At 70.2% G+C, this 12,122-nt stretch carries 13 protein-coding genes; 4 read left to right on the top strand and 9 right to left on the bottom strand.

Annotated features, from left to right (window positions below; genetic code table 11):
- Positions 1 to 98 precede the first annotated feature (98 nt).
- The 4 genes from J2W20_RS16275 to J2W20_RS16260 form a co-directional block, all read right to left on the bottom strand.
- Positions 99 to 419: a hypothetical protein gene (locus J2W20_RS16275; RefSeq protein WP_307007890.1), complete on the bottom strand. Its 321-nt coding sequence runs from the start codon at positions 417 to 419 to the stop codon at positions 99 to 101.
- A gap of 524 nt (positions 420 to 943) precedes the next feature.
- Positions 944 to 1,795, bottom strand: a complete 852-nt coding sequence (locus J2W20_RS16270) for a CPBP family intramembrane glutamic endopeptidase (protein WP_307007889.1) — start codon at positions 1,793 to 1,795, stop codon at positions 944 to 946.
- Between the two features lie 91 nt (positions 1,796 to 1,886).
- Complete coding sequence (locus J2W20_RS16265) at positions 1,887 to 2,633, bottom strand: DUF998 domain-containing protein (protein WP_307007887.1); 747 nt, start codon at positions 2,631 to 2,633, stop codon at positions 1,887 to 1,889.
- A 1,315-nt stretch (positions 2,634 to 3,948) separates the two neighbouring features.
- Positions 3,949 to 4,245 (bottom strand): DUF4193 family protein, encoded by a 297-nt coding sequence (locus tag J2W20_RS16260; RefSeq protein ID WP_307007885.1) that lies wholly within the window; start codon positions 4,243 to 4,245, stop codon positions 3,949 to 3,951.
- 211 nt (positions 4,246 to 4,456) lie between these two features.
- Between J2W20_RS16260 and J2W20_RS16255 the strand changes: the two genes are divergently transcribed.
- The gene (locus J2W20_RS16255) at positions 4,457 to 5,164 is read left to right on the top strand and encodes a trimeric intracellular cation channel family protein (protein ID WP_307007884.1); all 708 of its coding nucleotides are present in this window, start codon (positions 4,457 to 4,459) and stop codon (positions 5,162 to 5,164) included.
- A gap of 156 nt (positions 5,165 to 5,320) precedes the next feature.
- On the opposite strand, the gene J2W20_RS16250 is transcribed toward J2W20_RS16255, so the two are convergent.
- The gene (locus J2W20_RS16250) at positions 5,321 to 5,677 is read right to left on the bottom strand and encodes a hypothetical protein (protein ID WP_307007882.1); all 357 of its coding nucleotides are present in this window, start codon (positions 5,675 to 5,677) and stop codon (positions 5,321 to 5,323) included.
- Positions 5,678 to 5,922: 245 nt separating this feature from the next.
- Between J2W20_RS16250 and J2W20_RS16245 the strand changes: the two genes are divergently transcribed.
- The 3 genes from J2W20_RS16245 to J2W20_RS16235 all read left to right on the top strand — a co-directional run bounded on the left by J2W20_RS16245 (position 5,923) and on the right by J2W20_RS16235 (position 9,107).
- The gene (locus tag J2W20_RS16245; RefSeq protein ID WP_373458032.1) at positions 5,923 to 6,558 is read left to right on the top strand and encodes a response regulator transcription factor; all 636 of its coding nucleotides are present in this window, start codon (positions 5,923 to 5,925) and stop codon (positions 6,556 to 6,558) included.
- A 279-nt stretch (positions 6,559 to 6,837) separates the two neighbouring features.
- Positions 6,838 to 7,581, top strand: a complete 744-nt coding sequence (locus J2W20_RS16240) for a sigma-70 family RNA polymerase sigma factor (RefSeq protein WP_307007880.1) — start codon at positions 6,838 to 6,840, stop codon at positions 7,579 to 7,581.
- A 488-nt stretch (positions 7,582 to 8,069) separates the two neighbouring features.
- Complete coding sequence (locus tag J2W20_RS16235) at positions 8,070 to 9,107, top strand: AAA family ATPase (RefSeq protein WP_307007879.1); 1,038 nt, start codon at positions 8,070 to 8,072, stop codon at positions 9,105 to 9,107.
- Between the two features lie 16 nt (positions 9,108 to 9,123).
- Here the strand turns inward: J2W20_RS16235 and J2W20_RS16230 are convergent, their stop codons facing one another.
- The 4 genes from J2W20_RS16230 to J2W20_RS16215 all read right to left on the bottom strand — a co-directional run bounded on the left by J2W20_RS16230 (position 9,124) and on the right by J2W20_RS16215 (position 11,985).
- Positions 9,124 to 10,782 (bottom strand): phosphodiester glycosidase family protein, encoded by a 1,659-nt coding sequence (locus J2W20_RS16230; protein ID WP_307007878.1) that lies wholly within the window; start codon positions 10,780 to 10,782, stop codon positions 9,124 to 9,126.
- Between the two features lie 111 nt (positions 10,783 to 10,893).
- A complete protein-coding gene (locus J2W20_RS16225; RefSeq protein ID WP_307007877.1) occupies positions 10,894 to 11,274 on the bottom strand; it encodes a hypothetical protein in 381 nt (126 codons plus the stop codon).
- Between the two features lie 98 nt (positions 11,275 to 11,372).
- The gene (locus J2W20_RS16220) at positions 11,373 to 11,561 is read right to left on the bottom strand and encodes a hypothetical protein (protein WP_307007876.1); all 189 of its coding nucleotides are present in this window, start codon (positions 11,559 to 11,561) and stop codon (positions 11,373 to 11,375) included.
- Positions 11,562 to 11,682: 121 nt separating this feature from the next.
- Positions 11,683 to 11,985, bottom strand: coding sequence for a DUF4193 family protein (locus J2W20_RS16215; protein ID WP_307007875.1), 303 nt, complete (start codon positions 11,983 to 11,985; stop codon positions 11,683 to 11,685).
- Positions 11,986 to 12,122: the final 137 nt, after the last annotated feature.

Raw genomic sequence — 12,122 nt, 5'->3', positions numbered from 1 at the left:
CGGGAGGAGACGGTCGCAGTCCGCGACCCGGACGTCCTGCACCCGCTCCCGCGCGCGGGTCCACGGCTCCGGGCCGTTGAAGGCGTCTCGTTCTCCGATCAGGACCGGATGTGCTCGGCGGCGAGGACGACCGGGTGGTCCACGGGGAGGCGGGTGCGCTCGGTCTCCCGCCAGTCGAGGGGCGTGGGCGAGCTGGTCCTGGTCGGTGGTGCCGGTCTGGACTTCGATGATGAAGCGGGTGCCATCGGCCGAGTCGAAGATGAGAACGGCGAACTGGTCGGCGGGGCGGGGCGCGGGCGTTCGAACTTGGGCATGCCGTCAGTGACGTCGAGGAGGATCGGGGACTCTTCGATGCGGCCGGCGACCCAGGCGCCGTCGAGGCCGTGCAGGGTCGATCGGCGGTACGGGGTCGTGCTCACGGCCCCGATCCTAGGTGCGGGCCCGAGCCCTGGTGGAGACGCGCGGCGGGCCGGACGGTTTGGCTTCCACGGCTGGCGGGCAAGGTGCCTGTCGAGTTCCTCTCCCATTCACGGGGCTCGGCGGGCTGGTAACCCGCGACGCCGGACGGAGGGGCCCAGCGAACGGGGCCCCTCCGCGGCGCGGGAGACTCCCTTCCTTCCTTCCAGGGCTAGCTTCGGGTCTCCGACCGAGCCGAGGGCGAGGACGCCGATCTCGGACGTTGGCCTGAAGGGCTTCGTGGAGTTCGTCGCCGGGCTCGCGGGTGCCGGTGCGGGCAGCGGTGGTCATGGGGGCCGCCCTTCAGAGCTAGGGCGCGCGTGCTTCGGCGAGGGCGCCCGGAAAGTGGGCGCGGATCCCGGCTGCGATCCCTTGGGACGTCTCGAGCTCGGCCTCGGTGCGGGCCCAGACGGCGTGGATGCGGCGCCGGTTCGTATGCCCTGACCGGATCCGTCCCTGCACTGCCACCCGCTCTCCGCAGGGGCTCTTACCCGTAGGCTGGATGCCCAGTGGGAGCGCTGTGTCTGCGACCGGCTACTGTCACAGCTGCCACGACCACCCACAGCGCCGCCCCAAAGATGAGGTTGAAGATCACGTCAGGGACACCAGCCATGGCCGCCGAACCCAGGACGAAACCCAGCGCGGTCATCGGGACGTGCATGAGCACCGCAATCAGTACGCTCCTCGTGCGGCTGTAGGCCCACACCACAAGCACCCGGTAGGGCAGCGGCCAGGCGAAGAGATTCACCGGCACCGCAAGCTCCCGCGGAACGCCGCCGTAGGTCGCTCCTGCGTACAGCGGCAGGTGCAGCACTGACCACAGCAGCCCCAGGGAGATGCCGGCTGCCACCACTCCGTGCCGCCTGAGCAGATCGTCGGTGGCGAAGCCCGTCCAGGCGATCTCTTCGAAGAAGCCGGCGACCAGCCCAGCCACCAGTGCCGTCACCAGGAGGCCTGCCTTGTCATCGGCGGTGACGATGCCGGGGACGTAGACGTCGGAGGTGAGCGAAAGCGCGCCTTGGACTCCCGCCCACAGGAGTGGTGCAGCGAGCAGGGCGAAGGCGTACCAGGGCAGGCCCACCCGCCAGCGGAACAGCCTCGACCACAGGTCGCGCAGGCCGGCCCTCCCGGAGGAGAGGGCAATCACCGCGACGGCGATCAGGGCGTAGACGAGAGGGGCCGCGACGGCGGCCGCGAGCATGACAGGGCCGAGGTCCGCGGCTGTGGCCACCGCATTTCCCGTGCCCGACAAACCGGTTGGGTCCGAGAAGGCGCCGGGGCCGGCGAGGACGATGGCCGGGCCGAACGCCAGGCCGAAGATCACGGTGTAAAAGATCACCGCCGCGTGCCTCGTGATGAAGGCACGGGCAGAGGGGCGCACTCTTGCCCCCACGGGTCGTAGCACCTCCCTTCGCAGACCCTGCCTGGGCTCAGGCTGGTGCACCTCGCCACGGGCGCCGTCCCACCCTGCGAGTGAGACGTACGCCGCCGAGTTCGCGGCGGTCCACCATCACGGCAAGGACCACTAGCCAGGCGAAGTAGGTGTAGGCATCTATCCGTTCGAAACCACCAGCCCACGGGGTGTTGTCCTGGTCGATGCCGCGGATCGCGATGCCGGAAGCGGCCCCGAAGAAGGCCACCGCAGCGAGGGACGCCAGCGCGTACAGGCGGAACCATCCCCGGTACGCGACTGCGGAAAGGATCATCGTGGCCATAATGCTCGCACTGAAAACGAGCGACAAGGTGGCGTGCATGGCGTCGTTGAACCCCGGCTGCATCCCACGCGAGTTCATCGCCCAAAAGGTGTGAGTGGGTATGCCGACGACAACGAACCCCGCGACCCCGATCGCTCCGATCCACCACAGGGCGCTTCTGCGTCGCGCCACCTGGAGGAGACCGAAGGAGAACGCCAGGAGCAGCACTCCGTGGATCAGGATGACGGTCACCATTAGCGGCCGGACAGGTGAGCCGAAAGCGGTAAGCTCACTGATCCATTGATCCCGGAAGCTGTATCCGTTGTAGCCGACGGTCGACACCACATCGCCGATGACGTAAACGGCGACTGCGGGTATCGGGGCGACGAGGAGGATCCTCTGGACCCGGGGGCTGCGCCGCCACCATGAGGCTGTCCCGCCACCGTCCGCCATGGGCTTCACATTCTCCACCTCCGATTCCATGGTTGTCTCGGCCCAGAGTTGCCGTTCAGAGGAAAAGGTCACGGCAGCGTGGTCCAGCGAGATGCGACCAGCGAGATGCGAGCAGCGCAGGGTCAGGGCACTTCGCGGGGCTGGACGCAGACCGGACCGGGGCACCACCCCGGCGTCCGGGTACTGCGGTGGCTGGTCTGGCTGAGGGGAGTGCGGGGTGGTGTGCTGCTCGGACGAGTAAGGGGTGGGACGCTGAGGGTCCGAGGAGTATGGGTTGGGCTGCAGCGGGTTGGGGGCGGTCGCCTGCTCGGTGTTCCTCGGGACCAGGTGGGCGGACACGCCCCGGGCGGCTGCGCGACATGCCAGGTTGACCCTGTCCACGGTCCGGGCCGCTCTGGTAGACAAGGGGGAGCGCCCGACGGTTCCCGATCCCTGCAGACCCGATCGAGTGCGTGCACGTGCGGGAGGCACCCGGCCGGCGCCCGGTCCATAGGGAGGCCATTGGCCGTCCGGGCGCTTCCCGTGCACCCAACCCCCGAATCAGCCCTCTGGCCAGGTGGCGCCGTCGAGCCGGCAGAACGGCCACCGTCGATAATCCAGGCGGATAGTCGCGGCTAGGCGCGTGGCTGGCCGGGTAGCGGGCAGCGGACCGGCGCGGGAGGCTCCGCGCCCCGGGCGCCCTGGCCCTCCAAGGCGTCCTCGGCCGGGACTGGTCCGACTAGCGCCGCGTCTAGGGTGAGCGGACCGGGGCCGGGTAATCCCTTGGAGAGCGGCATCGCGTGAGCCCAGGGGGCAAAGCGCGGGAGCAGGTGCCGCTCCGCGGCCAGGCCCGGGGAAAGCATCTCTCTCCTCTTCCCCGGCCGGCCGATGAAAAGCGAGGGTCGGAGTCCTCTGGAGCAGGCCTACGCCCGGCCGTCCCGTGAAGCCAGCCGGCCTGCCGCCTGATGGGATGGGAAGCCTGCACGCGGCACCCCGTCTCGGCCGTCCCCCAGCCGGGCGGGGCGACCGCTTCAGCTTTTCCCGGTCACGGGCACGAGTGTGCTCGCGTTGGCTGGTGAGATGGCACCAGGCCGCCGAGGATGTCCAGCACTGTCTTGCACGGCCAAGGCTCCCGGCAGGCCGCGCAGGGCTCGCCTAAGGCCCCGCCGGCCGGGGCATGGATCTGCAGGAGAAGCTCGCACACGGGCAGCGAGTACTCGGTGTGCGCGAGGCCTCGGCGGCGCGCCTCGAGCAGCATCCCGAGCATCGTCCCGTGCAGCGGCAGGGCCGGTTCCGTTGAAAACATGGAGAGGTCATTGCCCGAACGGCCGGAGCCGGAAACCGGAGGCACAGCAGAACCCGTGGGTCAGCCCTCGCAGTCGCTGCAGTACTCGACCCCGCCACGGACCACCCTCTGGGACCGGTGGTGGACCAGGAAGCAGGACTGGCACACGAACTCGTCGGCGCCCTGCGGGATGACCTGGACCGTGAGCTCGTCGTTGATGATCTCGCCACCGGCCAGGGCCGTCTCGGCGGAGTCGTCCCCGTCGAGCTCGAGCACCACCGACCGCGGATCGGGCTTGTTGGCCGACTTCACGGCCTCCAGCGACTCATGCTGGGATTCCTTCACATCGGAGCGAAGTTCGTCGTAATCGGCTGCCACTTGGCGCGCAGTTCCTTCCGGAGAGCTGATGGGCGACGCAACCCTACCCCCGTGACCGTCCCCGTGGGGGAGAACGTGTCCAGCCTCACGGGCCTGGCTGGACGCCGGTAAGCGAGCGGAACTGTTCCGCGGCCGGGTGCAGGGGGCTACTGTGAGCCCGGTAGTGAGACCGGCGCCCGGTTCCAGTGGTGGTTGGGAGAGGCGAGGTACAGTGAGCGGTTTCCCTGTCTCGGACCTGTTCCGGGTGCTGGACCTGACCGGGGTCCTCTTCAACGCCCTCCTGGGCGGCCTCATCGCCCGCCAGGAGAAGCTCGATCCGGTGGGCTTCATCGTCCTTTCCGTGCTCTCGGGCCTCGGCGGCGGGATGATCCGCGACACCCTGCTCCAACACGGGGCGCCAGCCGCACTGACGGACTACACCTACATGTACACAGCCTTCGCGGGGGCGGCGCTGGCTTACATCATCCGCGTCGAGGGGCGGCTCTGGGACAGGGTGTGGCCCGTGGTCGACGCCCTCGCCCTGGGCTGCTGGGCCGCAAGCGGGGCCGAGAAGACCCTCAGTTCCGGGCTGGGCTGGCTTCCCGCTGTCCTCCTGGGCACGCTCACCGCCGTCGGCGGCGGCGCCACCCGCGACGTGGTGCTCCGCCGCGTGCCCACGGTCCTAGGTGGTAACACCCTCTACGCCACCTGCGCCGCCGCCGCCAGCGGCACCCTGACCATCCTGTTCTTCACCGGCCACCGGACGGCAGGCTCGCTGGCAGCCCTCGCCGTGGGGGCCGGGCTGTGCCTGCTGGCCCGCTGGCGCGGCTGGATCCTGCCAGGCTCGGACCCCTGGTCCCCGGCCAAGGCCGTGCCTGCGCGCTTTCACCGGCGAGACAGGCACCACCCTGGCGGAGGCGGTGGCCCAGGGAGCCGGTGATCACCGACCGTCGAAGTCCGGGGGCCGGTTCAGCCGTTGCCCAGCCACGCCGAGGCGGCAATAGCGGCAAAGGCCGCGGTCCCAAGTATGGGTAGGGCACCCCGACCGTGGTGGGACCATTGCTGAAGTCCTCGCTCACCGCCTAGCGGCCGAAGTTCACGACGGCCTCTGCGCAGCGGCGGCAAGTTCGGCGATGGTGGGCTCGCGGCCCAGCTCCTGTGTGAGGCGGGGGCGGAGCGCGGTGAGCGTGGCCCTCAGCTCCTGCACGGAACGGAGCGGGCGGATCGTCCAGGCTTGACCCTGCAGATAGCGCCGGGTGGGTTCGCCCGTGGCGGTCGGCACGGTGTACGCGGGTGAGCAGGGCCTGCGCCCTTGCCGGATGACCGACCGCCCGGAATCAGGGGCGTCCGGGCCGTCGGCGGACTGCCCGCGGCGGGTCCGGGTACCGGTGTCCTCGGGCAGCTTCGGGGGTACGCTCTCACGCTGGGCTGTGGCGGCTGGCTGGTGGTCCATCGTTCCTCCTGAACCTCTTGCCCTGTCGTGATGCGGCCTGCAGCTTCTGGGCCGGGCCGGGGCCCGGTGGAGGGGACCCCGGCCGGGGGCTCGTCCTCGGCGGTGCGGGCCGGACCACCGTCGCGGACCGGGGGGGGGCAACTGCCAGGGCCTGCTGCTGTGTCAACGATAGGCGGAGGCGCATGGGGCAGTATTCACCTCTGGGGGTGTATCCCGGGCTCCCCAGGGAGGGGAGGATATAGCCCATGCGGGTGGCGCTGGTTGATGACTACGAGGTGGTGGTCCGAGGCGTCGCCGCGATGCTGCGCTCCTATGGGGATCGGGTGGAGATAGTCGAGCTCGACCTCGACCGCGGCGTGGGCGAAACCGTGGACATTACCCTCTACGACACTTTCGCCAACGCCCAGGGCGACCGCAAGGGCGTCCACCAGCTGGCCGCCGACCCCCGTGCCGGCAGGGTGGTCGTCTACTCCTGGAACACCGATGCCGACCTGGTGGCAGCGGCTCTGGCCAACGGCGCCAGCGCCTACGTCTCCAAGAGCCTCACCGCCAGTGAGCTCGTCGAGGCACTGGAAGCAGTCCACCGCGGCGGGCAGCCGAAGAAGACCGCCGAGAGCAGCGGCACCGCGACCGTTGTCGGGGGAGACTGGCCTGGCCGAGAGGAAGGCCTGACCCAGCGCGAGGCAGAGGTCCTCGCCCTGATCACCCAAGGTTTGGACAACGCCCAGATCGCCGAGCGGACCCGGCTCTCGATGAACTCGATCAAGACCTACATCCGCAGCTGCTACGGCCGCATCGGCGTCACGAACCGGGCCAACGCGATCCTCTGGGGCGTCGAGCACGGCTTCCGGCCCGACCGCCAGCAGATCCAACGCCCCTAACCGGCCTCAGGCTCCGCCGAGCATGCCGCGCTGCGTTGCTTCGGGGTCCTTTGAGGATCCGCTCCCGGGCTACCGCTGGACAGACAGGTCTGTCTCGGTGCATACTCCTCATGACGGAACAGACAGGTCTGTCTCGTTGAAGACTTCGAGGTAGCCGGCATCAACACCGGGCACCGCCTGGCGGTGCAGGGAGGGTAGGTCGCTGTGGGCGAGTCAGCTGTGATGGAGCGGGAGAGCCGGTTGGCGGTCGTGGCCGGGGGCCGGGCCGGGGAGCCTGGTGTGGAGGCCGACGGCGGTGCTGCCGCCGGCGCTGCCGGTTCTGCTGCGGGTGCCGCTGTGGATGCCAGGGCGGGGGCTCTGGTGGTGGAGCATCTGGGGCTGGCGGATGCTTTGGCGCGTCGGCATCGGGTGCCGGGGCATGATTTCGAGGACATCCGGCAGGTGGCGCGGCTGGGGCTGGTTATGGCGGCGCAGCGGTACCGGGAGGGTGCCGGGCACGGGTTCGTGCAGTTCGCGGTGCCGACGATCTCGGGGACGATCAAGCGGTACCTGCGGGACCAGTCGTGGGTGGTGCGCCCGCCGCGGTCGCTGCAGGAGCTGCGGCTGGGGGTGAAGGAGGCCCGGGGGCGTCTGGTGCAGGAGCTGGGCCGGGAGCCGTCGCTGGCGGAGCTGGCCGAGGCGACCGGCGCCACGGCCGAGCAGGTCGCGGAGGCGCGGTCGGTGGAGTCGGCGATGACGGCGGCGGCGATCGAGCCGCTGGATGCGTCCTCGGATGCGGAGGGGGAGCGGACGGCGCACCTGGTGCCGGTGGTCGATGCGGGGTTCGAGCAGGTGGAGCTGCGGCAGATGGTCGCGTGCGCGCTGGAGGGGGCGAGCGAGCAGGAGCGGCGGCTGGTGCGGCTGCGGTTCGTGGAGGAGATGAGCCAGTCGGAGATCGCCGCGGAGCTGGGGGTGTCCCAGATGCAGGTCTCGCGCCTGCTGCGCCGCCTCCTGGACCGCATGCGCCGCAAGATGGCCGCCTGACCCGCCACCACACCGGGCCGCCCCGCCGGACCTTTCGGGCTCATCTGCATGTTCTGCCTTGCCGCACCGGCGGGAGGGATGCAGCTGCGGGGAGCACTGGCATTCCGGCCCAGACTCCCCGCACGCCCACCAGGTTGAGCCGGGAGGCAGCCGGCCTCGTCCGCCCACTTCGACACGGCAGACCGGAGCCCTCATCACCGCAGTCCTCTCGCAACTGCCCTGACACCGCGGGGTCCGAATCCTTCCCGGGCCGAACTCCTGCGCACCGCGCTGTCCGGCCGCCCGTGTGCAGGCGGTTCGGGCCCAGGTGGTCCAACGGCCTCTCGTCGGCCCCGAGCGAAGGGCGAGACGGCGGCCACGGGGGCGGGCCGACCCGGCCTTCCAGACGGAGGGTCCGAGAGGAGTCCAAGCAAGCTCAGCGCCGGAAGCGCACGGGTCAGCGTCGGTGCCTTGGTGGCGTGCTCAAGGGTGCGCTGTACCATGAAACCATGGCTGCCAGCCACAATCCGTTCGACGACCTCCGCGGAACCCTCAGCCATCTTGCGGATCAGCTCAAGCTGCCCGGTTCGGAGCGCGTCGACGAGCTGGTGGGCGATCTCATCGGTGCGAGGCCAGGTCCGGCACGGCCGCTGTCCGAAGTGCAGGCCGAGCTCGACGCGCTCGTCGGACTGGAGACCGTGAAGGAACAGGTGCGGGCGCTGGTCGCCCTGCTCCAGGTCCAGGCCCGCCGCCAGGCGCACGGCCTGCCGGAGGTGGCCACGTCACAGCATCTGGTGTTCCTCGGAAACCCGGGCACGGGGAAGACAACGGTGGCGAGGCTCCTGGCCGAGATGTACCGCGCCGTCGGGCTCCTGCAGAAGGGTCACCTGGTCGAGGTCGACCGTTCGGGGCTCGTGGGGCAGTACGTCGGCGCGACCGCCATCAAGACGGACAGGGTGATCCGGCGTGCGCTGGATGGCGTCCTGTTCATTGACGAGGCGTACGCACTGGCACCCGAGGACGGCCGGATGGACTTCGGCCCCGAGGCGATCGAGGTCCTGCTCAAGCGGATGGAGGACTACCGCCACCGCCTCGTCGTGATCGTGGCCGGGTATCCGCGGCTGATGGAGTCCTTCCTGCTCTCGAACCCGGGGCTGCGCTCCCGGTTCGCCCGCGAGATCACTTTCCCCGACTACTCGGTCGACGCACTCCAGGTGATCTTCCACCAGATGCTGGTCCAGCATGAGTACGCGCTGGGGCCGGGTGCCGACGAGATGCTGCGCCGCATCCTCACGGGGCTCCACGCGGGCGAGGACTCCGGCAATGCACGGTTTGCCCGGACGCTGTTCGAGCAGGCACTCAACCGCCAGGCCCTGCGGCTGTCCCGCGACGAGGAACAGAGTCTCGACGCGCTCGACCGCGAGGCCGTCATGACGCTTACCGCGGACGACATCGCGGAGGCAGCGCTGGCCTTGGGCGAGGAGCCCGAGCCGGAATCGACGCCGGAACCGGAGCAGCCACGCTGGTGGCAACGCTGGCTGGTCTGACCGGATCGGGCCGCCGTCAGGGGCGGCGGTCCTGGCCGTCGCGGCCCGGCAGGACGAGGAGCGCATCGCCGACCGGCCGCTCGCTCGTTCCGGACGGCGTGTTCACCACGGAGCCGCCCGCGACCGCGGTGGTGGACCCGCCGCCGTCGAGGTTCATCGCCTGGACCATCCTCAGGGACTGGGCGACGTCGGCCTCCTCCTTCAGGCTCAGGCCGAGGGAGTCCGTGGAGCGGCCGTCGGCTGTCACCAGGAGGGTCCGGCCCTGTGCGTCAGTGCCGGCGAAGGTGCGCGGGTTCCTCTTGTGCACCCACCCGTAGTAGAAGCTGTTCGAGTCGCCCTGGTGGACCAAGCCGTCCTGACGGGCGGTGACATCTTCCTGGCCGTCCTTGACGAGCATGGGGCCGCCGTTGACGACGCTCGTGTCCTTCGTGGTGTGTAGGGGCCGGCCGTTCTCGCCGAGGACGTCGGCGCTGACGTGCAGCTTCTGACCCACATGGGCGAGCGCGCGCAGCCTAGGGATGGAGGTGCCCGTCGCCTGGACGGTGCGGCCCCCGGCGGGGACCGTGGTGCCGCGCGTGCTGGCGACGGCGGTGACGGTGCCGCGGGCGTCGACGGTGACCTCGAGTCCGGATCCGGAGGGCGTCGTGGCCCCGAAGTCGGGGGTGAAGGCCACAACCTCGTTCGGGTTGGTGCAGGTGACGTCCTGCTGGGGCAGCTCGGTGGGCTGTTCGCCCTTCTCGCCGCAGTTGCGGACGAGGCCCGGGTCACGGTTGATGCCGGTCAGGGGAATGCTGGCCGCGGCGGCGGACACGTCGCCCCTCCAGGTGAGCCGCTGGATGCTCGAGGCGTTGGTCTCGCCGTTGAGGATGAGCCCGGGCCGGTCGCCGACCGGCTCGCGCAGGGTCTTGCCGTTGTAGACGCCCACTCCTGCCGGGTCGCCCGGTGCTCCGGCTGCGGGGTCGAAGACAAAGAAGCCTGCGTTGACGCCTGCGAGGGCGTGCTGCGCGGCGGCGAGCCGGCTGGTGGTCTCGGGGGTCTCGAGGTCGGGGCCGAAGTCTGCGGCGAGCTCGCCGTGGTACTGCCTCGGGTCGATCGTGACGACGTCGAGGTTCCAGGGCCCGCGGGTCTGGCCGATGCTGCCGGAGTCGCCGTCCCAGCCCGTGTAGACGAGGGAGGACGCGTAGCCGGCGGCCTTGATCCGCGCGACGAGGGACGCGCCGTCGGCCTTCGCCGTGAAGTGGCCTGCGCGGACCCGGTACCCGAGTTGGCCGCCGGCGTCGGCGAGCTGCGGCGAGATGACCTGCTCCACGCGGGAGTCGACTCCGGCAGCCTTGAGTTTGGCGGCCACCTTGTGGGCGTCAACCTGCGAGGACAGCGCGGACGACGGCGCATCCGGGTCAGGTGAGTCAGAGGGGATGGCCACCTCGGCCGTCCAGAACAACGAGCTGTCCTGGGCGCCGCGGTGAATGGCGGTCAGGGTGACGCCAGGGGCGAGGACCTGTTCGGTCCGGGTCTCGGGTAGGTCGGGGGCGCCGAGGTTCAGGCGCGCCGAGGCCGTGGCGGCAGGGGTGGTGGCGTCCGCCTGGGTGGGGGCGACCGGGCCGAGCAGTGCCGAGGAAACGGCGATGGCCATGCCGGCGGAGGCGAGGGTTCTGCGGGTTCTGGGGGAGAGCACCGTTCAAGGGTAGGAGCCCGTGTTCGCCGGCTGGCCGGGGTTGGGGGACAGTTGGCGAACGTTTTGCGCGATGTTCATCCAGCGCCGGCGGCCATCGTCAGCCCTCGGAGGTCATTCCTTGTCGGTGCGGGCTTTGCGCAGGGGCGGCACTTTTCCATCGGTGCCGTAGTCGCCCTCCGAGTACTGGCCTATTTCCGAGCCCGCGGTCCGGCCGGACGCCGTTCCTGCCTCCCCGAGATCGCCCTGCGCATACCGTCCGGACTCCCGGGCGTTCTCTCCCAGAGGTTCGGGCAGACCGCCCTGGCGGCCGGCAGTGCCATAGTCGCCTTGGACGTACTGGCCTTCCTCGTCCCCTGAGTGCCGGCCCGTCTCCCGGCCCGACTTGCCGAAGTTGCCCTCGACGTACCGTCCGCGGAGTTCCGGCTTCTCGGACGCTGGCCCGTGCCCGTCCTCGCCGCGCCGGGGCTCTTCGACGCCGCTACCCTCAGCCATGACCTTGCCGCCTCTCCTGCGACGAACTATGCGTCTGCTTGGCGCATTTCAATTCTAGTGACTCTGGCGCCCGACGGAGGACTTGGACGACGGCTGGATCAGCGGCGGCCGGCAGATGGGGCCGACGGCACGGCAGCCGGCTCGAGGCCGCCGAGGATGCCCAGCACCGTCTTGCAGGGCCACGGCTCGCGGCACCCCGCGCACGGGGCGCCGATCATCTCACCCGCGGGCGCGTGGATCGCCAGCAGGAGCTGGCAGTCCTGCAGGGAGTGCCTGCTGTGCGTCATCCCGCGCCTACGGGCCTCGTGGAGTACCTCGAGCATGGTCTCATGCAGTGGCGAGGCTGGTTCTGGGTGGGGCATAGCGGAGAAATTACCCGGGGCGTCGGAACGGGAAACCAGGCGGGGCTTAGCCCTCGCAGTCCCGGCAGTAGGCGACGCCGTCGACCTCGACCGCCCTCTGGGAGCGGTGCCGGACCAGGAAGCAGGACTGGCAGACGAACTCGTCCGCGCCCTGGGGGATGACGTGCACGGTGAGCTCGTCGTTGACGAACTCGCCCCCGGGAAGGCCGGTGTCCTCGCCGCTGTCGTCCCCGTCGAGCTCGCGCACGACGCTGCGCGGGTCGGGGGCGCTGGCGGATTTGAGCGCCTCGAGCGATTCGTTCTGGGATTCCTTGACGTCGGAGCGCAGTTCGTCGTAGTCGGCGGCCACCGGCCTGATGTTCCTTTCATACGGGAGGATAGCGAAGCAACCGTACACCATCGCGCTGTGTCGCGGCGCCCGGGGCCCACGGCCGTTCATCCATCGACGTGACAATTTCCGGTGAGAGGCCTGTCATGGAGCCCCCC

Source organism: Sinomonas atrocyanea (assembly GCF_030812675.1).
Lineage (GTDB): Bacteria > Actinomycetota > Actinomycetes > Actinomycetales > Micrococcaceae > Sinomonas > Sinomonas atrocyanea_B.
Note: the sequence above shows the minus strand (reverse complement) of the source record. Positions and strands in the feature narration are given on the sequence as shown.